Source organism: Streptomyces sp. NPDC090445 (assembly GCF_044769385.1).
Taxonomy (GTDB): Bacteria; Actinomycetota; Actinomycetes; order Streptomycetales; family Streptomycetaceae; genus Streptomyces.
Genome location: NZ_JBIVXV010000031.1, coordinates 51,178 through 73,261 on the forward strand (window position 1 = coordinate 51,178; position 22,084 = coordinate 73,261).

At 70.7% G+C, this 22,084-nt stretch carries 24 protein-coding genes and 1 pseudogene; 13 read left to right on the forward strand and 12 right to left on the reverse strand.

The features are described 5' to 3' along the window. The first annotated feature begins 27 nt into the window (after window positions 1-27). On the forward strand, window positions 28-273 hold the full coding sequence (locus ACIQUT_RS34525) for a hypothetical protein (protein WP_403568887.1): 246 nt from the start codon (window positions 28-30) through the stop codon (window positions 271-273). A 703-nt stretch (window positions 274-976) separates the two neighbouring features. Here ACIQUT_RS34525 and ACIQUT_RS34530 read toward each other — a convergent pair. Beyond that, window positions 977-1,888, reverse strand: a complete 912-nt coding sequence (locus ACIQUT_RS34530; protein WP_403568889.1) for a LysR family transcriptional regulator — start codon at window positions 1,886-1,888, stop codon at window positions 977-979. A gap of 95 nt (window positions 1,889-1,983) precedes the next feature. Here ACIQUT_RS34530 and ACIQUT_RS34535 point away from each other — a divergent pair, with 95 nt between their 5' ends. The 3 genes and pseudogenes from ACIQUT_RS34535 to ACIQUT_RS34545 all read left to right on the forward strand — a co-directional run bounded on the left by ACIQUT_RS34535 (window position 1,984) and on the right by ACIQUT_RS34545 (window position 3,431). Next, window positions 1,984-2,877, forward strand: a complete 894-nt coding sequence (locus ACIQUT_RS34535) for a PhzF family phenazine biosynthesis isomerase (RefSeq protein ID WP_403568890.1) — start codon at window positions 1,984-1,986, stop codon at window positions 2,875-2,877. 36 nt (window positions 2,878-2,913) lie between these two features. Then, window positions 2,914-3,129, forward strand: a pseudogene (locus ACIQUT_RS34540) (MFS transporter); the annotation flags it as partial. 104 nt (window positions 3,130-3,233) lie between these two features. Continuing rightward, window positions 3,234-3,431 carry a hypothetical protein gene (locus ACIQUT_RS34545; protein ID WP_403568892.1) on the forward strand — a complete coding sequence of 66 codons (198 nt, stop codon included), beginning with the start codon at window positions 3,234-3,236 and terminating at the stop codon, window positions 3,429-3,431. A gap of 28 nt (window positions 3,432-3,459) precedes the next feature. Here ACIQUT_RS34545 and ACIQUT_RS34550 read toward each other — a convergent pair whose 3' ends face one another. Further along, window positions 3,460-3,591, reverse strand: coding sequence for a hypothetical protein (locus ACIQUT_RS34550; RefSeq protein WP_403568894.1), 132 nt, complete (start codon window positions 3,589-3,591; stop codon window positions 3,460-3,462). A gap of 409 nt (window positions 3,592-4,000) precedes the next feature. Here ACIQUT_RS34550 and ACIQUT_RS34555 point away from each other — a divergent pair, with 409 nt between their 5' ends. Continuing rightward, a complete protein-coding gene (locus ACIQUT_RS34555; protein WP_403568896.1) occupies window positions 4,001-4,453 on the forward strand; it encodes a VOC family protein in 453 nt (150 codons plus the stop codon). A gap of 283 nt (window positions 4,454-4,736) precedes the next feature. Here the strand turns inward: ACIQUT_RS34555 and ACIQUT_RS34560 are convergent, their stop codons facing one another. Next, entirely contained in the window at window positions 4,737-6,221 is a 1,485-nt protein-coding gene (locus tag ACIQUT_RS34560) for a hypothetical protein (RefSeq protein WP_403568898.1), read from the reverse strand. Between the two features lie 331 nt (window positions 6,222-6,552). Here ACIQUT_RS34560 and ACIQUT_RS34565 point away from each other — a divergent pair, with 331 nt between their 5' ends. Next, window positions 6,553-7,407: a hypothetical protein gene (locus ACIQUT_RS34565; RefSeq protein WP_403568900.1), complete on the forward strand. Its 855-nt coding sequence runs from the start codon at window positions 6,553-6,555 to the stop codon at window positions 7,405-7,407. A 229-nt stretch (window positions 7,408-7,636) separates the two neighbouring features. Further along, on the forward strand, window positions 7,637-8,203 hold the full coding sequence (locus ACIQUT_RS34570; RefSeq protein ID WP_403568902.1) for a hypothetical protein: 567 nt from the start codon (window positions 7,637-7,639) through the stop codon (window positions 8,201-8,203). Window positions 8,204-8,610: 407 nt separating this feature from the next. On the opposite strand, the gene ACIQUT_RS34575 is transcribed toward ACIQUT_RS34570, so the two are convergent. The 6 genes from ACIQUT_RS34575 to ACIQUT_RS34600 form a co-directional block, all read right to left on the reverse strand. After that, window positions 8,611-8,943, reverse strand: coding sequence for a hypothetical protein (locus tag ACIQUT_RS34575; protein ID WP_403568904.1), 333 nt, complete (start codon window positions 8,941-8,943; stop codon window positions 8,611-8,613). After that, window positions 8,933-9,739 (reverse strand): IS21-like element helper ATPase IstB, encoded by an 807-nt coding sequence (istB, locus tag ACIQUT_RS34580; protein ID WP_403568905.1) that lies wholly within the window; start codon window positions 9,737-9,739, stop codon window positions 8,933-8,935. The genes ACIQUT_RS34575 and istB overlap by 11 nt, the downstream gene beginning before the upstream one ends. Further along, a complete protein-coding gene (locus ACIQUT_RS34585) occupies window positions 9,732-10,880 on the reverse strand; it encodes a Mu transposase domain-containing protein (protein WP_403568907.1) in 1,149 nt (382 codons plus the stop codon). The genes istB and ACIQUT_RS34585 overlap by 8 nt, the downstream gene beginning before the upstream one ends. Before the next feature lie 373 nt (window positions 10,881-11,253). After that, a complete protein-coding gene (locus ACIQUT_RS34590) occupies window positions 11,254-11,511 on the reverse strand; it encodes a hypothetical protein (protein WP_403568909.1) in 258 nt (85 codons plus the stop codon). Window positions 11,512-12,387: 876 nt separating this feature from the next. Further along, window positions 12,388-12,921, reverse strand: a complete 534-nt coding sequence (locus ACIQUT_RS34595) for an EF-hand domain-containing protein (RefSeq protein ID WP_403568910.1) — start codon at window positions 12,919-12,921, stop codon at window positions 12,388-12,390. Window positions 12,922-13,426: 505 nt separating this feature from the next. Beyond that, the gene (locus ACIQUT_RS34600; protein ID WP_403568932.1) at window positions 13,427-15,406 is read right to left on the reverse strand and encodes an amino acid transporter; all 1,980 of its coding nucleotides are present in this window, start codon (window positions 15,404-15,406) and stop codon (window positions 13,427-13,429) included. 702 nt (window positions 15,407-16,108) lie between these two features. Between ACIQUT_RS34600 and ACIQUT_RS34605 the strand changes: the two genes are divergently transcribed. After that, complete coding sequence (locus tag ACIQUT_RS34605) at window positions 16,109-16,777, forward strand: protein-L-isoaspartate(D-aspartate) O-methyltransferase (RefSeq protein ID WP_403568912.1); 669 nt, start codon at window positions 16,109-16,111, stop codon at window positions 16,775-16,777. 594 nt (window positions 16,778-17,371) lie between these two features. Then, complete coding sequence (locus ACIQUT_RS34610) at window positions 17,372-17,836, forward strand: helix-turn-helix domain-containing protein (protein WP_403568934.1); 465 nt, start codon at window positions 17,372-17,374, stop codon at window positions 17,834-17,836. Here the strand turns inward: ACIQUT_RS34610 and ACIQUT_RS34615 are convergent. Continuing rightward, complete coding sequence (locus ACIQUT_RS34615; protein WP_403568913.1) at window positions 17,800-18,183, reverse strand: VOC family protein; 384 nt, start codon at window positions 18,181-18,183, stop codon at window positions 17,800-17,802. The two genes, ACIQUT_RS34610 and ACIQUT_RS34615, sit on opposite strands and share 37 nt — an antisense overlap. Window positions 18,184-18,341: 158 nt before the next feature. On the opposite strand from ACIQUT_RS34615, the gene ACIQUT_RS34620 reads away from it, so the two are divergent. Both ACIQUT_RS34620 and ACIQUT_RS34625 read left to right on the forward strand, forming a co-directional pair. Continuing rightward, entirely contained in the window at window positions 18,342-18,785 is a 444-nt protein-coding gene (locus ACIQUT_RS34620; RefSeq protein ID WP_403568915.1) for a hypothetical protein, read from the forward strand. Further along, the gene (locus ACIQUT_RS34625) at window positions 18,782-19,039 is read left to right on the forward strand and encodes a hypothetical protein (protein ID WP_403568916.1); all 258 of its coding nucleotides are present in this window, start codon (window positions 18,782-18,784) and stop codon (window positions 19,037-19,039) included. Before ACIQUT_RS34620 ends, ACIQUT_RS34625 begins: the two co-directional genes overlap by 4 nt. 254 nt (window positions 19,040-19,293) lie before the next feature. Here the strand turns inward: ACIQUT_RS34625 and ACIQUT_RS34630 are convergent, their stop codons facing one another. Beyond that, window positions 19,294-20,223, reverse strand: coding sequence for an NADP-dependent oxidoreductase (locus ACIQUT_RS34630; RefSeq protein WP_403568918.1), 930 nt, complete (start codon window positions 20,221-20,223; stop codon window positions 19,294-19,296). A gap of 158 nt (window positions 20,224-20,381) precedes the next feature. Here ACIQUT_RS34630 and ACIQUT_RS34635 point away from each other — a divergent pair, with 158 nt between their 5' ends. Beyond that, window positions 20,382-21,344, forward strand: a complete 963-nt coding sequence (locus tag ACIQUT_RS34635; protein WP_403568919.1) for a LysR family transcriptional regulator — start codon at window positions 20,382-20,384, stop codon at window positions 21,342-21,344. Window positions 21,345-21,540: 196 nt separating this feature from the next. Here the strand turns inward: ACIQUT_RS34635 and ACIQUT_RS34640 are convergent, their stop codons facing one another. After that, window positions 21,541-21,804: a hypothetical protein gene (locus ACIQUT_RS34640; RefSeq protein WP_403568921.1), complete on the reverse strand. Its 264-nt coding sequence runs from the start codon at window positions 21,802-21,804 to the stop codon at window positions 21,541-21,543. Between the two features lie 27 nt (window positions 21,805-21,831). Between ACIQUT_RS34640 and ACIQUT_RS34645 the strand changes: the two genes are divergently transcribed. After that, window positions 21,832-21,990: a hypothetical protein gene (locus tag ACIQUT_RS34645; protein ID WP_403568923.1), complete on the forward strand. Its 159-nt coding sequence runs from the start codon at window positions 21,832-21,834 to the stop codon at window positions 21,988-21,990. The last annotated feature ends 94 nt before the right edge of the window (window positions 21,991-22,084 follow it).

The following is a 22,084-nucleotide window of genomic DNA, read 5'->3' on the forward strand; positions in this document are numbered from 1 at the left end:
GAAGCACACGTGAGGGAGGAACCCGCCATGGCGTCAGAGCCCGGCTCGGGCGACCAGTACGTGATCCGGATCGGCCGTGACGCCTCCGGGCCCGTCGTCGCCGGCCACGACATCAGGGTCGAGGTGCACCGAGCGGCCGAAGCGCCGGCCGAACCCGAGGCACCCGACACCATGAACAACACCGCCAATGACCACGCCACCGCCTACACGGTCATGAACGGCGAACTGCACGTCCACCAGGCCGAAGCCACCGAACCACCGCAAGGGGAGTGAGTCGGAAAGGAGGTCTTGGCGTCCGTCAGTCAAACGGCCCTGTCCGAGGGTGACGAGCTCGCCGTCGCTGAACGGGTCCGCGAGCGGGTGAGTGAACAGCTCGCGGACGAACCGCGCCTCGGTCGCGCCGGTGCCCGGGCAGGTGGGCGGGCAGGTGGGCGGGCAGGCGGTGATGCTGGTCCCGCACCGTGCACCGGATGTGCAGGAGGCCACGCTTCCGCCGGACTGTCTGCGTATCCTCGCCGCCGTGCGCAAGGCTCCTGGACCGGTCATGGCCCGCCAGGTCGGTGAAGTGCCGGGCTGGGTGTGGAGAGCCGCGTGCGGGCCAAGCGGGAACCGCTGCGCGTGGGGGACATCCTTGGCCTGTACAGGACGAGGCAGGATAACCGGGGGCAGGCGAAGTCCCACCAGCGATTTTCCGGCCCTCCCACACCCGGGCTCCGGGACGGCGACCACCAGTGCCGGTCGCCCGAAGCCGGGATGAGCCCACCACCCGCGCCCCTTCACCTTGCCGAGGAGCTGCATCCGGCGCCACACCCCGGCGAAGCCGGACAGCCCGGCGCCCCGCCCAGGACCCGGCCTGCCGTGTACGCCGCTGACGAGCAGATCCGAAGTGATCAGTGGTCCCGACCTTGTCGATCGGGATGTGTGAACGGTCGACCGGGCGCGCGGCTGAGCCCGCCGTCCGTCGGCGCAACTGCGCTCAGTGCGGGAAGTGGTGCGGCAGCTCCGCGGTGAGCGCGGCCGCCGCGGGGGAGAGCCAGCGCCGGCGGTGGCGGGCCAGTTGGACGGTGACATCGGGGAACTGCGGGCCGGACACCTGTGTCAGGCGGCCCGCCGCGAGCGCGTCCGCGACATTGGCGCGGGCCAGCAGGCTGAGGCCGAGGCCCGCGGCCACGCAGGACCTGGCGGCTTCCAGACTGCCGAAGCGCGTGATCCGGGGCGACGCGCCCTTTGCGGCGGCGAGCAGCCGCTCGACGAAGCGGTCGCTGTATGAGCAGCCCTGCTCGTGCAGGAAGTAGTCCTCGCGGGCCAGCTCCGCCCAGTCGGTGGGCGAATCGGCGGCGCTGCGGGCGGCGGCGGGGTGTTCGGGAGCGCAGACCAGCACCAGCGGCTCGCGGGCCAGCGGCGTGCACTCGATGTCGCGGAAAGCCGCCTCGTCCTCCAGCAGCAGGGCCAGGTCCAGCTCGCCGGTGCGGAGCGCGGCGACGGCGGCTGCGGTCCCCATCGTGCGCAGGTCCACCTCGACCTCGGGGTGGCTGCGCCGCAGCGCGGCGATGACTCCCGGCAGCCGCGCGGACACCAGCGTCTCGCCGGCCGAGAGGATCACGCGTCCGGTCACCCGACCGCCCGCGCCACCGGCCGAGGCAGCGACCGTCCGCAGCCGGGACTCGGCCTCCAGCACCGCCTCCGCCTGTGCCAGCACCTCGCGTCCGGCGCCGGTGAGCACCACCCCGCGCGGCAGCCGGTCGAACAGGCGCAGGTCGAGCTCCTTCTCCAGCGCCTGCACCTGGGCGGTCACGGTGGACTGGACGAGGTGCAGGCGCTCCGCGGCGGCGGTGAGGTTCCCGGTCCGGGCGACGGTGGCGAAGGTGCGCAGCAGTCGGGTGTCCATGCCGCCGACGATAGCGCGCTGCCATCGAGGAATGCGATGGGGAAGATCGGGACCCATCGTTTGTCCAGATGCCTGTGCGGTGCCACGGTAGGGGCATGGATCTGAAGACACGCCCCGAGACCCTGCGCTACACCGCCTTCACCACTGACCCCGCCGGCGGCAACCCGGCCGGCGTCGTGCTCGATGCGGCCGCACTGGACGATGCCGCCATGCTCGCGATCGCCGCCGAAGTCGGTTACTCGGAGACCGCGTTCGTCACCGCCGCGGACCAGGCGGCGCGCCGGTTCCGGCTGCGCTACTTCAGCCCGCTTGCGGAGGTCGCCTTCTGCGGTCATGCGACCGTCGCCACCGCGGTGGCCCTGGCCGAGCGGATCGGCCCCGGCTCACTCATCTTCGACACGCCGGTGGGTGAGATCGCGCTGGACACCTCGGCAGTACCCGGAGGCTCCGTGACGGCGACGCTCACCAGCGTCCCCACCCGCTCCCGACCGGCGAGCGAAGCGGAGGTGCGCGCCTCCCTCACGGCCCTGCACTGGTCCGCGGAGGACCTCGACCCGGCACTGCCGCCGCACGTCGCCTTCGGCGGAAACGAGCACCTTGTCCTGGCCGTGGCCACCCGCGAGCGTCTCGCGGCCCTTGATTACGACTTCGACGCTCTGGCCGAGGTGATGCACCGTCACGGCTGGACCACGCTCCAGTTGGTCTGGCGCGAGGCCCAGGACCTCTTCCACGCCCGCGACCCCTTCCCGATCGGCGGTGTCGTGGAGGATCCGGCCACCGGCGCCGCGGCCGCCGCCTTGGGCGGCTACCTGCGCACCCTCCGCGCCCTCCCGCCCGCCGGTGCCTTCACCATCCGCCAGGGTGAGGATCTCGGCCGGCCCAGTCTGCTCCGGGTCGAGGCCTCCACCACGGACCCGCGCGTGCGAGTGAGCGGACAGGCGGTGGCGATCGTGGATGCAAGCGCGAGCACCAGCGGGGAAGAGGCCTGAAGCGAACCAGGCCGACGCGCGGGGGCCACCGCGGGCAGCATGGCCGCCGAGGGCAAGGAGGGCTCCGCGGTCGCCGCAACGCAACTCGGGATCAACCTGGCCACCGTGCTCGGCGTCCCCCTCGGCACCCTCGTCGCCCAACAGCTCCACTGGCGCGCCACCTTCGGCAGCGTCGCCGTCCTCGCCCTGGTCGCCGCGGCCCTGATCCTGCTGGTCATCCCGGACGACGGCCGGCTCCTCGGCCGCGCACGAGCTGCGGGTGTGCAAGGAGTGGCAGGTGGTCGGCACCGTCCTGTGCTCGGCCTGCATGTTCACCCTGATCACGTACATGGTGCCGCTGCTCACCCGCCTACGGCGTGGGCTCCATCGCCGGCAACACCCTCGGCGGCAGGTACGCCGACCGGTCCGTCGACCGGGCCGTGCTCCGCCCGTCCTGGACGCTCGCCGCCGTCTGCCGCCTGTACTGGGCCGCCGCCCCCTCGGCGGTCGGCGCGGCCGTCTTCCTGCTCCTGTTCTTGATGGTCTGGCGGGAGGCGTGGGGCTGCTGGGCATGAGCTGCTGCTCTCGTTCGGTGGGCACGGCTCAGGAGACCGGCGCGGCAGTGGTGGTCCCGGTGTCGGTGGCGGCGGCCTCGGTGCGGCGCCGGCCGACGTGCACGGTCTGGGCGATCAACAGGGCGCCGAGGGCGGTGAACGCGGCAGCGCCGACCGTCACGGCGCGGGTGCCGAAGCCCTCGTCGAGAGCGTCGAGATCCGGGGCGAGCAGGGCTCACATCGGCTTCGGTCGAGAACGCCGCAGGGCTACACCTCTCCGGGCTGGAACCTGGTCACCGCTCACTCCGTTCCCGGAAGCACGGTCGCGACGCCCGACGTCGAGTGGGCCAGGAACCTGCGTCATCTCCTGATGGCCTGCTTCCACGAGGGCACGGCCGCCCCCCTGACCCTCACGAACTCGAGGCGGCACCACGGCGGCGGAACACCGCGTCCGGCGGAGCGCGTGGCGCTCCTCCGCGCATGGACGCAGGCGTGAGGCGCCGGTCACCGGGCGTGCAGGTCGCACGGCTACGCAACGCAGCGGTCAAACCTTTCCGTGTGCGAGCGGACACGCGGGGTAGACGCGCGGCATGACCGTGCAGAAGACCCCCGTAATCGCCCTCGACTGCGCCGACCCCAAGGCCCTGGCGCAGTTCTACGCCGACCTGCTGGGCGGAGACGTCCGGCCCGACCCTTCCTCGGACGGTGTGGAAGTGGTGGGCGCGGCCGGCGTCAGGATCGCATGCCGCCGTGATGCCGGTTTCGCGCCGCCGAGTTGGCCCCGCCCGGAGGACTCCCAGCAGGCGCACCTGCGGATCGAGGTGGCCGCCGCCGACCTTGACGAGGCCGAGCGGGAGGCGGTGTCGCTGGGCGCCCGCCCCCTCGCCACCAGCAGCAGTACCGGCATCCGTACCCGGACCGGCACCACCGGCAGCCGCACCGAGGGCGGTGCCCGCTCAGCCCGCCTCCTCAGCGATCCCGCCGGCCACACGTTCCTCCTGACCCCGGCGGAACCCGCCCCCGACCCCGGGATCCGTACCTAGGCTCCGTCCGGCACCCAACCGAACAGTTCGTACGTCCCGCGCCCGGGTTCCCTGAAGAGTCCGTCCACCTGGGCACACACGCCCCGGACGCGGCCGTCCTCGGAATCCGTCAGCGCGTCCCGTCCCTGCCCGCGAGGACTCCTGTCTTCACACACGCATGGAATCGTGCCCTATCCGGGAGAAGACCTCGAAGCCCTCTTCACGCGATGCGCGGTCCGCTGCCCGGCTCGCGGCCGACGCGTTTTCGTGCACACGGCTCGCCAGGCCCTGCCGTCGGCTCTCGTCAGCGCTTGACCCCTGCGATGTCGAGCAGCCCGTGCATGAGTGGGGTGGGCAGCGCGGAGTTGCGGGCTGCCGTGTACGGCATGTGGTTGCTGCCGAGGAGTCCGACGAGCCGCGCGAGGGGAAGGCGCGGATCGGCCGCCGCCTGGCCGCGGACGATCTCGTGGGGGTCGTAAGAGAGTCGTTCGACGAGCTCCGGTGTGGCCTGCGGGTCGGCGAGGGCCGCGAGTCGCAGCCGGTGGTTCGGGTCGCTCGACAAGCGGGCCAGGCCGGGCCGGGCGAAGTTCCGGCGCCGGGCGAGCATCCCCCAGCTCAACCCCTTCCAGTCAGCGTACATCTCCACCAGCAGTTCGTGTGGGGCGTGGTCGTTCTCGCAGAGCATCAGCCTGACGAAGTAGTCCTCGTCGGCCGCCAACCTCTCGATCACATCCGCGGGAAGCTCCGGTGCGCACGTGACGCCCCGGCGCAACAGGACGTGACTGGAGGCCGCGATCTCCCGCAGCGCGTCCGGGTCGCCGAAGCGTTCCTCCACCCAGGCCGGCACCCCGTAGCGGCCCTCGGGCACGGTGTAGCCGATCGAGGCCCGTTGTTTCTCGGTGATGTCCGCGCGCAGGGACAGGGCGAACCGCACGGAGGGGTCGGGGTCGGCGGTCAGAGTGAGGGCGAGCGCGGCGGGCACGTGGGCATTGCTGACGGCTCCGCGACGCAGCGAACTGTCTTCGTGAGTGGCGAGATGGGCGGCCAGCGCCGCGTCGACGGGTGCCTCGTAGGCGGCGTCGCGGCGGCGGCGTGCGTCCGGCTCTGCGAGGAAGTCCGCTACCGTCGTCGGCAGGGGAGCGTCGATGCGTGCGGCGCGCTCGGCGGCCTTGCGTACCCGGGGCTCGGGGTCCGCCTCGGCTGCGGCCCGGACCTCGGGCCGCAGCCTGGGCCAGCTCCAGGAATCAAGGGCGCCCGCCCGGACGCGAGGATCTGGATCCTCTGCCAGCGAGAGCCGTGTCTCGTCCGGCAGACCGGGCAGCCCGATGGCGGCGTACCTCACCCGGGCGTCGGGCCCAGTGGCGAGCCGTACCGCAAGCTCCGTCGGAAGGGTGACGTTGCGCTCGCTCGCCATCATCACGGCCCTCCACCGCACTCCGGGGTCCGGGTCTTCGGTGAGCAGGGCGAGGGCGTCCGGCGGCAGGAAGCTGTTCTCCGTGACGCTTTTGCGGAGCAGGGGGTCTGGGTGGGTGACGGCGGCTTTCACCGCGACGGGCGCAAGGTAACAGTGACGGAGCCAGTGCAGGACGCCGTCGGGCAAGGGATCCAGCGTAAACACGCGGCGCAGGACGTCCTCCGGAGCCGACCGATTCGTGGCCAACCCCGAGATCCACTTCGCGTGCAGAGCGCTGTCGGCTTCGAGTTCCCGCAGGGCTTGGTCACGAGCCTCGTCCGTCGCCTCCGCCACACCGAACGCGACCCGGGTCAGCTGATCGTCCTTGTCCACCATGGAGTGATCCTCTCAAGCCTCACGCGGATCGGACCGTCCGGCCCGAGCGGACCCTCGCCGCCCGGCTGATGGCCACCACCGACCGGACACCGGCGGGGAGTGCGAGACCGAGGCGACAAGGAACAAGGAAAGAGGAGCCCTTTCCAGCCTCCCCGGAGTGGGACCTACGGACCCCGCCCCTCCCGGACAGCACCCCAGCCGCTGCCCCGGCCCTGGGAAGCCGACCCGGAGCCCGGCCGCCTGCGGGACACGCGGACGCCCCTGCCGGCGGCCGCGCGGCAGCGATCATCCAAGGGTCTGATTGTTGGCGAGGCCTGATATAGATCCGCTGGTGCGAAAGACGCGCTACGTCGACGACGAACGGTTGAGGGACATGGACTACCTGGCGACCGCCCTGGCTCTGGCGGATGCGCGCCCCGAACGCTCGGATGCCGCCATAGCCCGACTGGACGCGCTCGCGGCGCAGCACGGCCAGGCACTTCCCCGGTCGGTGTGCGACTGGTACGCCCTCGCCGCCGCGACCACGATCCTGGAACCGGCGCGCCACGCCGATCACGTCTACCCGGTCGAGAGCCTCGGCCGGCCGGAGACGTTCTACTGGCCGACCGACGACGAGGAATGGCCGGAAGACCTGGACGAGCAGGAGGAACGCGAATTCGCCCCCCTGGCACACGACCTGCTGCCGTTCCTGCAGGAGAACCAGGGCGTCTACTGCCTTGCCGTGCAGCTGGACGGCTCCGAGGACCCGCCCGTGCTGCTCTCCTGGGACGGCGTGCAGCCCGGCGGCTGGCTGCCGCACGCGGACACGTTCGCCCAGTGGGTCTACACGCGGGTATGGGACTTCGCGCTCCTCCGCGGCTCCGGCATGCTCGAGGCAACCGCCACGCAGGTCACCGCGGCGGAGCTCGAGACGCTGGGGCGACGGCTCGAGGCGCGTCCCGTGACGAGAACGGACCGCGAGGAGCAGCGGCGCTTTGCCGGTCCCGGCGACGAACAGCGACTGCTCCTGTTGTCCCCGTGGGCCGACGGAGGCGACTGGAGCGCGTACTTCTGGGCGTCGACGGCCGACCTGCTGATCGACCTGCTCGACACCGTCCGGCCGGTAATCGCCCTCGGAGAGGTGCGCGCCGCTTCCCGCGAGCCCAGCGGGACGGTCAGGCATGCCCTGGAGCGAATGTGCGCCTGACGCCGCCGCGCGACCGGCGACGCCCCGCGTGCGCCTGTGGACCTGGTGCGGACGCCGCAATTGCCGGGACGTCCGCGCCGTCCTGCAGTGGCAGAGCGTCAGACGGGCGTCGCTACCGCCCGTGCGGACACCGTCCACGCCAGGCGTGGTGGAGAAAGCCGGCGGCCACGACGACGCACTGCTGCGGCCCGGCACTCGCTGTCGGCGGCGACCACTAGGATCGGCCGCCGTGGAACTTGACATACAGATCACCCGGCTGGCAGAGCTCGGCCTACCGCTCGCGGCCGGCAGGACCATCGACGACTTGCTGTACTCGCTGCCCAGGGACCTGTTCGAGCGCAGGCCGTACGAACTCCTCCTGTCGGTACTGGGCGTCGAGGTGGAGCGCGAACCCTGGGGGCGGTGGTTCTGCGACCGGGCGTGGAGCTTCGACACCGAGTGCGTCCACGGTCCCGGCGCCTACGTCGGGATCGCACGCCAGCTGTGCCGGATCGCCGGCCGTCCGGACGCCTTCACCGACGTGCAGGACCACGTCGACCTCGAGTCGCGAAAGGCGTGGATCGAGTACACCGTTGACGGCCGGCGGCAGCGCTGGACCGCCGAGGTGCACGACGACTGGGCAGACACGCTGTTGGTCAGCTACCTGATGGACGACCTGGAGCAGGGCGGACACCGCTTCTGGACAAGAGACAACGGCCAGATCATGAACCTGTACTTCCTCGACGACGCCGCCGCGCACGCGATCAGCCGGCTGCTCACCGACGGGCGACCCCTGGTGCCGGTCCTCCCGAGGTGAGCTGATCACCCGCGGCCAGGCCACGGTCAACGCGGCCACCGGCCGCACCGGCCCGCCGACGCCGTCCCCAGCGCCTCCGCCACGGCGTGGAGGGCTGAGCCACAGGCGGGTCCGGCCCGACACGTTCTGGGATGTCGCCGCCCCGGCAGACCCGAAGCGGACCAGCACGATCCAGGGCGGGTTCCACCAAGCCGCGTCCAGCCCGGAGTTCCGCGATGGGACTGCCGCGGAGCACTACCAGACCCGGACGATCTCCCAGGACAAGGTGATCGCGGCTTTGACCGGCTGGGCTGAGGGGCGTCCGGATTGGAAGGACGCCTTCATGTGGAACAACATCAGCAGCATGTTCGGCGACGTCGGCTGACCCTGCCGTCCTGCGGTCGGCAGGGTCAGTGACCTGCGCCTGTTCAGTTGCGGCGCATGGGGATCACGCCCGGATTCGCCATCGGGATGGTGGGCCGTGCAGCTTCGGGAGTGGCCAGCAGGGCGACGATGGTGACGGGTTTGTCGCAGTGCGGGCAGTTCCGGACGGCTGTGGGTGCGAGAGGTGTCGGGTCCGGCGACGCTGGCGCCATCGCTTCGCCTTCGGCAGCATCAGCGGCTTCGTCGCGTTCGCGGCGCCGGCGCCGGCCTGCTTCTGCTTTGCAGCGGGGTGTGCAGTAGGTGTGCCTGGCCGCCGCATTGGAGTTGACCTGGAACGACGTCCAGCAGATGGGGCACTCCCGGAATTCAACCAGCACGTCCGGTCACCCCCCTGCGAAGGTTGTCGGAGTGGGACTGGTGCGAGCGGAGACGGTAGGACGGGCCATCGATGCCGACCACGGCGGCGCGGTGCAGGAGCCGGTCGAGCATCGCGGCGGCAACGGTCGCGTCGCCGAAAGCGCCTGCCCAATCTGCAATACCGACATTCGTTGTGAGGATCGTGCTCGACTTCAGATACCTCTGGTTGATCACCTGGAAGAGCGCTGAAGCGCCGTCGCCCGGCAGCGGGAGGTAGCCGAGTTCATCGATCACGAGCAGGCGGGGGCCGGCGAAGAACCGCATGATGCTCGACCAGCGGCCTTCGAGTGCGGCCTTGTGGCACTTGGCCGCGAGCTCGGCGGCGGTGGTGAAGTAGACGCGGTGGCCGGCGTCAACGGCGGAGCGGGCGAGCGCGACGGCCAGCATCGTCTTGCCGACGCCGGGCGGTCCGACCAGCAGGACGTTGGAAGCGTTGTCGAGGAACCTCAGGGTGGCCAGATCGCGGATCAGCTTCTCGTCGACGCCAGGCTGGGCGGCGAAGTCGAAGTCGTTCAAAGTCCATGGTTCTGGCAGGCAGGCGAACCTCAGCCGGGAGGAGAGTTTGCGGGCCTCGGTCGCCTCGACTTCGATCTCGAGGAGCTTCTCCAGGGCAGTGGTGAGGGTCATGCGTTCGGCTCGAGCCTGGTCCAGGACGCGGGGAAGGGCTTCGGCTGCATCGTTGAGTTTCAGATAGGACAGGTGTCCTCGCAGCTGCTGGTAGCGGCGGGCCTCGCTCATGGGCATGGTGTCACTCACTCTCGCGCTCCTGGTCTTCGTGGGTGGGGGCCTGCCGGAGCCGGTCGGCGACGGCGGCGTAGTGGGCCAGGTCGATGACGACCCGGTTCGCGACGTCCGATTCAGGTCGGCCGCGAAGCTTCTCTGCTTCTGCCTGGGCCGCGGCCGATGGAGGCCGACGGACCTTGGTCCGGCAGGGAGCTTTGTCGGAGAACGAGGCGAGTACGGCTCGTTCGAGAGCGATGACGTGTCCGGCGTCCCGGACGGTCTGCCCGGCTCCGTCCGGTGCCCGGCGGTGGTGGGCGATGATCGCGCGACCGGTGGTGACCACGTGCAGGTCGTCCTCGCCCAGCCGGATCCGGACTGTGACCTGGGCGCCAGTTAGCCCCGGAGGGACGGAGTAGTAGTTGCCGGCGAAGGCGACGAGTCCTTGCGGGCTGACGACGCGGGTCTGTTCCAGTTCGGCGGGGAACGGGCGGGTCGGCAGGTCAAGCAGCGGCTCGGCTTCGGCGAGCTCGGCAACGGTGGTAGATGCTCCGTCGAGCTTGCGTTTACGGCTGTCCATCTGTGCGGCCAGCTTGTCGACGCCGCTTTGACCTGCCTGGATACTGATGCCGTCCGGGACGGTTCGCCACCAGCGTTGGGCCGCTGAGTGGTTGGCCTTCTCGACGACACCCTTGCGGTTGCCCCGTCGCGGTGGGCAGATGTCGACGCCGGCTCCGTAGTACTTCGCGACGGCGGCGAAGGCCGGCAGGATCCGTCCGGTCGGCGGGTGGCAGACGGTGGCCATCCGGTCGAACCGCCACCTTCGGGCCGTTCCGCCCAGCCGCCGCAGCACGGCATCGATGGACTGGACCAGGTGCGGGAAGGTCTCCGCCTCCGCGAGCACGGCCCGCCATCGTCCCGAGTGAGCCAGGGCACCGACGAGCAAATGTGCGTTGGCGCCGACGCCCCATTCTGCGGGCGGGTCCGGGAGCTCGACCCAGTCGAACTGGATCTCTTCACCCGGAGGATGCGCGATGATCGCCACGTCTCGGCCGCTCGAAGCCCGGCAGGGTTCGCAGTGCGGACGGGCTTTGTATCGCCGCAGGGCCCGGGTGAAGGTGGAGTAGCCGCCCAGATAGCCGAGTTCCACGACTTCATCGAGAGCGTCGAGGCCCACAAGTGGGGGTCATCGCTGAGCCGTTGGCGGCAGTACTCCACGTAGGGCATGAACGCGTCCGGCGACTGGCGGCGGTATCCGGAGACCCGCTCGCCATTCAGATAGGCGCGGATCGTCTTGCGGTCGTGCCCCAGGTGCCGGGCGATCGCCGAGATCGACCAGCCCTGGCGGCGCAGTGCGTGAGCATCCACGTCTTCCTCCCAGGTGAGCATCCAGGGCCCTTCAACAGGCCAAACTCCGTGCTCACGCAAGCTCTCCAGGACACGCCGACACCAGTTCGACACGCCGCGGAGATCACGCAATAGGTGGGGAGATCACCTGAGCAGGTTTGGCCACCTGAAGAGCGGCACCTGGGGAGGTTCAAAGAGCGCCATCACGGGAGAATCTCCGGCCCAGGATGGACGGTCTGGACGAAGCCATCCGGGCCTGCCGGACACACTGCACCGCACCGGAGCCTGCCGGTGAGTCCGGCAATACGGTGGTCGTCATGGTCGAAGAACATGTCGATCTGAACGACGTTGCCCGGGCCCTTGGCGAGGCTGGGCATCACGCTGACAGGATCGTGCCGGCCTTCATTGTGGTGGTCGGTCAGAACGAGATAGGCGCAGACCTTGCGAGCACTCTCGATCACGAGAGCGACGGGCAGCTTCCCCTTTCGTTCGCACTGCTCTGGAGAGGCCCCGCGGCACGGCGCGTTGGCGTCGCCCCCGACTCTTCAGTCCTGGTTGCTCCCAGCCGTGTCGACGGCGCCGGCGTGACGCCCCTCCACCCTGCAGAGTTGCCACCAACGACGAGGGGGGCCGGTGATGGGCCGGCCCCCAGCATGGACGGAGTGCGCCATGGGTGAGATCCGCGTGGCCAGGGAGGATCTGCACCGGCTCCTGGCCGACAGCGCCAGCACCGCATATGGCGTTCCGTATCAGCAGGCCTTCAGCCGGCTCGCAGCCACGCAACGCGGCCGGCCCGCCGCCGAGACCCTGGGGGCGCGGATCTCATCGGCCCAGTGCAGCGTGTGCACGGTCAGCAGGCGCCCTCGGTCTCCTCGGCCGTCACGGCGACGAGGTACTCGCAGCCGCGCATGCGCCGCCCCTCCCGGACTCCGTGTCGACGTCAGCTCCGTGATCGTGGCCTCAGCCGTGCGCATGCTCCGTTGGACCGTGCCGGTGAGGCGGCCGACTCCTCGTGGGCGCGCACAGCGAGCAGCAGGACCGGGACAGCCATGACGAGGCGGAACACCGTGCGCACCACACGGGTCCTCACCGTCTCGGTCCGCCTCGTGCCCTGCGTCCTCGTTGGCGTTGCGTCCCGGTCGGTCGTGCCCCGGTCGGATCCACCCTCCGGTGGGGGACAGGCGAAAGCCGCCCCACCGGATCACACGTCGCACATGCGACCATGGTTGCGCACCTCCCCGATGGCGACGCATGACCGCTAGCCGAGTCGGGCCGACCGAGAGAGCTCCGGCCCCAGGTCGTCACCCTCCACCCGGAGACCGGTGCTCGCGCCCTCGTCAGGCTCCTGCGCCGGTGTGTAGGGTCTCGGCCATGGGGGAGGCGCCCTGGGAGACGTAGGTGCGGATCGAGTCCAGGTATTCCTCGCGTTCGACGCGACCGTCGCCGTCGGCATCGAGGACGTCGAAAGCGGCTCGGGCGCGATCCTCAGCGTTGCCCAGCGTGGAGCGCAGCAGGGTGAACTCCTCGCGGTCGAGGCAGCCGTCACCGTCCGCGTCCGCGAGGTCGAACAGCGATCCGAGTGCGGGCCTGCACGACGCGTCGAAAGCATCGGTACCCGCCCAGCCGGCGTACTCCTCGAACGTCACGCGGCCGTCGTCGTCCGCATCCATGGCGGCGTACACCTCCTCGTGTGCGGCGACCGAGGTCCGCACCCGCGGCTCCTCAGCGCCGAGGCCGAGCGCCTCCGCCAGGCGATGGGGCCGGGACAGGTACTCCGGCAGGGAGATCACCCCGTCGCCGTCGACATCGAGCATGGCGAAGATGTGGCGCTTGGCGACGAGAGCGGCTTCGGCGCTGGAGGCGATCGACATGGGCGGTCCTGTCGGGAAGGGCGGATGATCAGCTGCTACGTGCCCAGGCACGAGACGCATATGTACACCCGAGCGCCGAGATCATCCGTACGGGGGATCCGCTTCGCCCACCGATTCCCGGCAGTCACGGCCCCCGGCACGCACTTGCCGGCAGCGATGCCCCCGCCTCGAACGAGCCGTACGCCCATTGGAGCAAGGCCTGCGCCGATCCCCGCCCCGAGCCCGAGCGGCACGAGCCGGCAACTGACGACGCTCCGTCTCCTCTATCGAACCGGGCCGCACTCGTCGATGACAACGGTCGGCCTCGACAGGAGGACATCCCGGTCAACAGGGCCGTAGGCGATGTCGAACGTGTCGAGCTCCATCCGGACCCTGTTGGGATGCCACACGGGGAGCGGCCGTGGGCCGGCAGGCCCGGGGCCGCGCGGAGTCGCACGGGCGTGCGGCGGACCGGGCGGCTGCCACTTCGTTCGGAGCACGCCCGCGCCAAGGGTATTGCGACGGGTCAGCCGCCCACGTGGATGCCGGGGCGTCGGTCGGGGTCGGGTTCGTGGCTGCGGATGATCTCGCGCGTGACGGGGGCGGTGTCGCCACGGCCTAGGAGGAAGTAGCGGACCATGTGGACCAGGGGGCTGCCTTCGGCCCAGGCGAAGTAGCAGTGCGGTTGGACGCCGGTGGCGTCGCGCAGGGCGAGCAGGATGGCCGCGATGGCGTTGGGCGCGGCCGGGGCCTGGGCGCGCAGGATGCGGTAGGCATCGACCTCGACTCCGCGGACGGTGAGGGTGTCGCTGAAGTCGGAGGGGTCGACCACGTCGATCTCCAGGAACAGCACGTCGGCGGGGCCGGGAACGGGGTTGGTGCCGCGCTGTTCGCGTTCCTTGTCGGCGTACTCGGCCGCATCCCCGGCCTGGCGCCGGTTCGCGATGATGTTGATTGCGTTGTCGTGCGCGAGGGTGTTGGTGACGAACCGGCGCGCAGCGGGGTCGAAGACGATGCGGTCGGCGCGCAGTTCGGTGGTGCGTGAGACCCGCGAAACGAGTGAGACGAAGATGATGCCGGCGATGAACATGGCGGAGATGGTGATGCCGTCCGGCTTGTCGATGATGTTGGCCACCAGGGCGTACAGCAGGATCGCGGTGAGCAGCGCGAAACCGGTGGCGGCGGTGCGCTTGCGGCTGCGCACGACGGAGACGGTGACGGCGAACGCGCCGGAGACCATCATGGCCAGGATGCCGGTGGCGTAGGCGCCCGCCTGCTTGTCGACGTCCGCGTCGAACGCGATCGTGATGATGATGCACAGGGCGGTGTAGACGAGCACGACCGGTCGTACGGCGCGTCCCCATTCGGGAGCCATGCCGTAGCCGGGCAGGTACCTCGGCACGATGTTGACCAGGCCCGCCATGGCGGAGGCGCCCGCGAACCACAGGATGAGGATGGTGCTGATGTCGTAGACGGTGCCGAAGGCTTCCCCGATCTGCTCGTGGGCCAGCCAGGCCAGCGCGCGGCCGTTGGCCGCGCCACCGGATTCGAACGCCTCGTGCGGGATGAGGATGGTCGTGACGAAGCTGGAGGCCAGGAGGTAGACGCTCATGATCAGTGCGGCCGTCGTCAGCAGCTTGCGGGTGTTGCGGATACGCGAGCGGAGCCGCTGCCCCGGGTCCGCTCCGTCCGCGGCGATGAGCGGCATCATGCTGACTCCGGTCTCGAATCCGGACAGGCCGAGGACCAGCAGCGGGAACGCGAGCAGCGCCGGCCCCACCAGGTCGCCGAATCCACCGAGGTCGGCGAGGGCGTCGGTCCACGCCGAGAACGCCCCCGGCGTGGTGACGACGTGTTCCATTCCGACGCCGATGACGATGGCATTGAGGACCAGGAAGACAGCGACGAGGGGGATCGCGACCTTGACCGCCTCACTGAATCCCAGGAGGAACACACCTCCCAGGACCAGCAGCAAGCCGATCGTCAGAGCGACCTCGTGGCCGTGCAGGGCCTCCGGGAAGAACGGGTTCTCCACCACGTGCACCGAGGCGTCCGCCGTCGACAGGGTGATGGTGATGATCCACGAGGTGGCGACGAAACCGAGCAGGATCAGGACGAACAGTTTGCCCCACCAGAACGGCAGCAGATCCTCCAGCATCGCCACGGACCCGGCGCCGTGCGGACTCTCCTTCGCTACCCTCCGGTACATCGGCAGCATCCCGACCAGGGTCAGCGCCACGATGAACAAGGTCGCCAACGGCGAGACCACCCCCGCGGCGAGCGCCGCGATCGCCGGCACGTAGGCCAGGCTGGAGAAGTAGTCGACACCCGTCAGGCACATCACCTTCCACCAGGCGTGCGGCTCGGCATGCCCCTCGTCCGCTGCCGGCCCCACAGGCTGAACCTGATGGTGCAACATCCACCGGGCCAGAGCACTGCCCGGCTGTGCGCCCCGGGCGGGAGTGCCCACCACTTCCGGCAGCACCGGTTCGTTCCCGTCCGTCATGTCCCCCATCGACCTTCCCTACGCAACGGTCACCTCATGCGGTATCCCATGATCGGGGGGAGCAGGTGCCTTCCCACAGGCCACCGGCGGCGCGTCGCCGGAGGCTGATGCACATGGCCCCAACGGAGACCGCGGGCCCCACACCACCCCACGGCGCGCCTGGCGCACGCCGAACGGGCGCCCGCACCGTCAAGGCCTGCCGAACTCGCACGCCGGCCCTCGGCGACGTTGACTTTCCGCTCGCCGTCGCCCCCGGCGTGGCGTGTCCGGACGGTGACCGACGGGTCGGGGACAGGTGCGAGCGGGTATGCGGCCGGTTGCTGACTGGACGGGGCCATCGCCGCGATCCGACCGACGGCGATCGGCTCCGCGGAGACGTCGTCCAGTGGTTGTCGCACCGCTGACGAATCCGGGCGCCCTTCGTGCCCAGCGGAGTGGGCGTGGGTCGCTGTTGCCACCCGCCGCTGATGTCGGTTGCGTAGAGGGGGACGGACGACATTTTGACTGCGTACGGCTTCGGCGGGGTCGACTGGTTGCCGCCCACGTAAATGGCGGGGCTCGAGCCCTGGCTGGCGGGAGCCACCGCCTCCCACCGCCACCGGATCTCGGCCATCCGCTCGGCCCGCGCAACCGGTCTTCACCGGTCCCGTCCGCGCGCGCATCATCGGAGGAGGGGTACCTGGGAGTGCCCCGGGAGTGGTGATGGAGGAAATGAGGCTGTCGTTCCACGAGCCTTCCGCCGAGCACCTCGTCCGCGCGGCCCGGATGGCCGGAGTGACCGACGTACGGCTGCTGGAGGCCATCCGGACCGTCCCGCGGGCCGCATTCGTGCCCGCCGCCGAGGCGGACTCCGCGTACCGGGACGTCCCGGTGCCCCTGCCCGGCGGCCAGGTGACCACACAGCCCTCGCTGGTCGCCATGATGGTCGCCGCGCTCGGCCTGACCGGCGGCGAGCGGGTGCTGGAGATCGGGACGGGCTACGGCTGGCAGACCGCGCTGCTGGCCCGACTGGCCGGGCACGTCGTCAGCGTCGAGCGCCGGCCCGAGCTGGTCGTGGAGGCCCGCCGCCGACTGGCTGCCCAGGGGTTCGGCACTGTGGAGGTCGTCCTCGGCGACGGCACGCTGGGCGCGCCGGACAGGGCCCCGTACGACGCCGTCCTGGTCTGCGCGGCGTTTCCGCAGGTGCCGGATCCCCTGGTGGCACAGCTGCGCATCGGCGGGCGGCTGGTCCAGCCCGTGGGCCCGGGCGGGCGGGAGCAGGTGGAGCTGTACGAGCGCCTTCCCGAGGGCCTCGGGCGCCTCCGAACGCTCACCGCCGCCCGATTCGTCCGCCTGTACGGTGCCCACGGGTACGCCGAGGGCAGTTCCTGAAAGTGCGGCGGGTGTGACGAGACCGGCGAGAACCGCCCGGCCTTGCCGTAGACCTTCCGCAGACTATCCGGGTAGGCGGTGGTGTCCTCGCGGGCGGCACGGCGGGGCCGATCCGAGCAACCCGCCCGCAGCGGCGCACGAACCTGCTGCGGTTTCACCCCGGCCCACCGGACCTGCCCATACCCGACGGTTCGATCCGACCTCGCATCCCTCGTGCCCGCCTTGGCTACCCAGGTCGCACCCGGGGCGGGCCCGGCGGCCGTGCACTCGGCGCCCCCGCCGGAACGTGGTCGCTCCCGCCTTCATCCACGGGGCTGTGCTTCGGCTTTTGCCGGCCGGCGGCGGCGAGGACGATCTCGCGGATGGTGACGTTGTGCGGCCGGCCGGCCGTACGCGTAGGCGATGGTCTCGGCCACGACCTGCAGGTACAGGACGCCGTCGGCGGACTTCCTCCAGGCCTCGTAATCGGGCGCGAGCCCAACCTGGAGCTGCGGGACTTCCTGCGTTCCCGCAGGACCCGGATCAGCCCGGACGAGGTGGGCCTCAGCCCGCACACGGGCCCGGCGGCGGGTGCCCGGCCTGCGCCGCGAGGAGGTGGCCCAGCTGGCCGGGGTCAGCGTCGACCACTACGTGCGGCTGGAGCGCGGCCGCACCTCGAACGCTTCAGCCTCGGTGCTGGTTGCGGTGACCCGCGCACTGCGACTCGACCCGGCCGAGCCCGCCCACCTGTTTGACCTCGCCGACTCCAAGCCGCGTTACGGCCGCCGGCGCCCCACATCGCCCCAGCGGGTGCGGGCCGGTCTGCTACGGGTCCTGGACGCGTGCCGGCCGCCTGCCGGATCGGACCCCAAGGCCAAGTGCGGCCGGTCCCGCGGGGGCATAGGGTCCGATCGGGCCGGAGGGCGCCACAAGGTCCGTCGCGTGCTCCGGGTCCGTCGGCACCGGAGGGGTCCACGCTACGCGGCAAGTCAGCGGACGCAGCGCCCGGCACCATGCCCGACCGGGCACCCCTCGGGGTGCGGTCACCTGGGGCAGCGGGCGCCCAGCACCTCCAGGTAGTGCGGGTTGTACATCACGCCGAGGACATTGCCGAACGGGTCCAGTACGGCTCCGGCCCGGAAGCCGCCGTAGTCGCGAAGCGGCTCGTGCTCCTTCGCGCCGAGCCCGAGCAGCCGGGCCATCTCCGCGTCGACATCGTCCACGTGCCAGTACGCGACCACGCCCGCCGGGGCGGAGGGGGTACGCGAGATGCCCAACTCCTGCAGGTGGTCGCCGAGCCGGAACTCGATGTAATCGGGTCGTTCGAAGTACGGCTCCACGCCCAGGACTTCGGTGTACCAGGCGCGGGCGGCGGCCAGGTCGTCAGCGTGGTAGCGGATGGTGGCGAGGCCACGGAAGGTCGTCATGTGGGTAGTGTCGCAGTCATATAGGTCAGCTCCTGTCCTCTACCGGCAGTGGCTCGTCCGGCTGTGCGGCGATGCTGCTCGTGCGGCCGACAGGGTGGTTGGCGGTGACTGGACGAAGGCCCGGGTGACGACGCGGTGGAGTGTCGGAAGCGGCGGTGGTGTCCTCAGCGGTGTCGGCGATGGCGGTGCGGGCCATGTCGGATCACCTCTCTTCCGCCGTCGATCACGCTCAACAGCCGGTCATCGGAGCCCAGCTCGCGTTGTTCGATTTCGACCAGTGCGCCCGTGTCGACGGACCGGATGTGACCGGTGGGCCGCTGGTGGTGGCGACGGTTGGCGAACTCGGCATCGACGCTCTTTGCCGACTTTCTCCGCGAGTGTGGTCAGATACTTCACCTGTGCAGCGTGGCCGGTTCCGTCCTGTGGCGAACTATGGCGGTCAGGCGCCCGCAATCAGCGTGCCGAGGGCCGTGCGCTGGTGGGTGACCGAGCGGCCTGTGCGGGTCGTCGTCGCCATGCCTGCCGATCTGAGCGCCGCCGCGTGGGACGAGGCCGTCGCGTTGCTGACGTGGAGGGCGCGGGCCAGGGATGTGGTGGTGTGAGGCCCGGCGAGGAGGCGCAGGGCGTCCAGCCGGGTGCGGCCCAGGACGACGCCCTGCCCGAGCCCGCTGAAGACACCGTGTGGGACGTCCTGGACGCCGCCGCGGCCGACCCCTGGGGCTTCGGGCAGTTCAACGCCGACGACCCCGAGGGCGAGGACGTGCGCTACGCCTCGGTGGGCCAGCTGTTCCTCACCTACTGGGTGAACAGGCTGCTGAACCGTCTGACCGTCCTGAACATCGTCTGGCTCGGGTAGCCACCCGATGACAACGCCCCGACCCCGGCATCGCAACTGCCGGGGTCGGGGCGTTCCGCATCGTAGCCACGGCTGCTTCCGCCGATAGCCACCCGTCGGGCATCGCCTCCAGGTCAGCTGTGTCCGGCGGCCATGGAGTCGAAGGTCTTCCGCATCATCCGGTCGATGGCTCCGGGCTGTTCGATCAGGGAATCGAAGAGGTCGGCGAGCAGCCACAGCGGTGTGCCCGGGTGACGGGCGGACTGTTCCCGGGGTCAGGGCACGAGCACGATCTTGCCGCGTACGCGTCCGCTCTCGATCAGCTCGTGGGCCTTGGCCGCCTCGGTCAGGGGCAGCGTCTCCTCGACGAACGGGCGCACGCCGGCGCGGTCGATCAGGTCGGCGAAGCCCACGAGGTCCGCCGGGGTCGGCTCGAGGAAGTACTCGACGAACCGCACCCCGTCGGCCTGTGCCCGCTCCCGCACTGCGGTCCGGTCCACCCCGACGCCGACGACGTCGATGAGGATGCCGCCGGGCTTGAGGGTGCGGAGCGACCGCGGCCCGTACTCTCCGCTGATCGTGTCGATGACGACGTCCACGTCGCGCAGGTCCGTGAAGTCGGCCGTCGTGTAGTCGATCAGCTCGTCCGCGCCGAGCTCGCGCAGGAAGGCGTGCTTGTTCGCCCGGGCCGTGCCGATCACGTGCGCCCCGCGCGCCTTGGAGATCTGGACGGCGAGGTGCCCCACGCCGCCCGCCGCCGCGTGCACCAGGACGCGCTGACCCGGCTGTACGCGGGCGATGTTCACCAGGGTCTGGTAGGCGGTCAGGCCGGCGATGCCCAGTGCCCCGGCGTGGACGTGGTCGAGGGTCTCGGGCTTGGGCGCGATGTGGGTCTCGGGTACGAGTACGTAGTCGGCGTGGCTGCCGTGCGGCGGGGTCACCCAGCCGAACACCTCGTCACCGGGCCGGAAGGCGCTCACCCCCTCGCCCGCCTCGTCGACGACCCCGCTGAACTCGTGCCCCAGGACGAAGGGCGGCTCGCCGAAGAACTGCACGTACCCGGAGCGGACCTTGCCGTCGGCCGGGTTGACTCCCGTGGCGTGCACGCGTACGCGCACCTCGCCGGGCGCGGGAGCGGGGCGGTCGGTTTCCACGACCTCCAGCACGTCCGGGCCGCCGACGGAACTCTGCATGATCACTCGCATGTGTACATCCTCAAGACAGTTCGATGGGGTGTGAGTCAGGGGATCGGGGATGGTTCCGGTGGGGCCGGGGCCGCGGCACCCTGTCGTCGAGGGGGTGCCACCCATGCGGCAAGATCGTGGACGTCGATCAAGGGACCAGCGGAGGCGGGCAGTACGCGATGGAACGCACGGAGATGGAGGTGTTCCTGGCGCTCTCCGAGGAACTGCACTTCGGCCGCACCGCCGAGCGCCTGCACGTCACCACCGGCCTGGTCAGCAAAACGCTCAAGAAGATCGAGCGCCGCATCGGCGCGCCGCTGTTCGAACGCACCAGTCGCCACGTCGCCCTGACGCCCATCGGGCGTGACCTGCGGGACGATCTGCTGCCGCTGTACGAGGGCATCAAGCTCGCGTTGGACCGTGCCGAACTGGCAGGGCGCGGCATCAGGAGCACTCTCACGGCGGGGTTCATGGGCACCCAGGCCGGGCGTATCCTCTCCGCCGCCCGCGGGGTCTTCGAGCGGCGCAACCCGCACTGCGGTGTGCGCGTCGTGGAGACCCGGCTGGACCACCACGTGACGCAGCTGCGCGACGACGGCGCCGACCTGCTGCTCACCGCTCTGCCGGTCCTCGAGCCGGACCTGACGGTCGGCGCGGTGGTCACGTCCGGTCCCAGGTACGTGTGCCTGGCCGCGGACCACCGCCTCGCGGGGCGCGGCTCGGCGTCGTTCGAGGACCTCGCGGGCGAGACCTTCGTTTCCGTGGCGGGCTCCGCCCCTGAGTACTGGAGCGACTTCCACACGCCCCGGCGGACGCCCGGTGGACGGGTGATCGGCAGGTACCCCGAACCGTGCGCCACGTACGCCGAGGCGCTGGCACTGGTCGCGGACGGGCGGGCGATCGTCCCCGGCGACGGCCAGTTGCTCGTGCTGTACCAGCGGCCGGACATCCGGTTCGTCGAGATGACCGACATGCCGCCGGTCGAGCACGGACTGGTGTGGCGTACGCGCGACGATGCCGACGAGCGGGTCCGGGCCTTCGCCGACATCGTCCTGGAGATCGCGCCCGCCCTGGCGGTGCCGGGCACGATTCCGGGCGTCCCGGGGGCTGCCGGTTCACGGACGGTCAGCGGGATGGCGTAGCCGGTCATGTCGCTCCTCGTCGTCGAACACGAGGTTCGGGCCGGTCCTGCGGGGAGGAGAGCGCCGCTCTTCGGGGCGGCGACTCACGACATCAACGATGGCTTCCCGGCCCTGTGTGATCAACGACGATCCGGTCAACGACCGTTGAGGAGGGATCAACGACCCGCGGGGGCCGGTCCGCCAGCGTGGACCGGGATCAGGACTGCGGCTCGCACCGGGCGGCGGTCAGGGTCATCTTGTGCATCTGCGCTGCGGGGATATTGGTGACCAGATAGGCGTTGGTCACGGCCGAGGCGTGCCGGCCGTCCTGGGTGACGAGGGTCTGCGAGTAGTAGCCTGGGACGGCTCCGTCGTGCGAGCCGCCGCAGGGCAGGGGGATCTTCGCCAGATCGAGTGAGACCCAGCGAGTCCGCTCACGTCCCGGACATGTTCGCTGTGTTCCTGTCCAGGTCACAGCCACAGCAGGGACGCTACCGGCCGGAAAAGCGTGCAAGACAGCGCCCCGGCCGCCGCCACACTCGACTACGGCCTGTCCCAGCGAGCCCTGATCGCCGTTTCCAGCCGCACGGACACCGTCGCAGAGCTTGACCGCCGACTCTCCACGCTCGCGGAACTCGACGACGCCGACCGAGATCTTGCGCGGTGACCGGGATGGTTTCGGAACGCGGTGCCGGGCGGCAGAAGACCGCCCGGGCACCGCGTGCCGCGCACCGTGTCACCGGTGCACGTCAGCCCTCCGA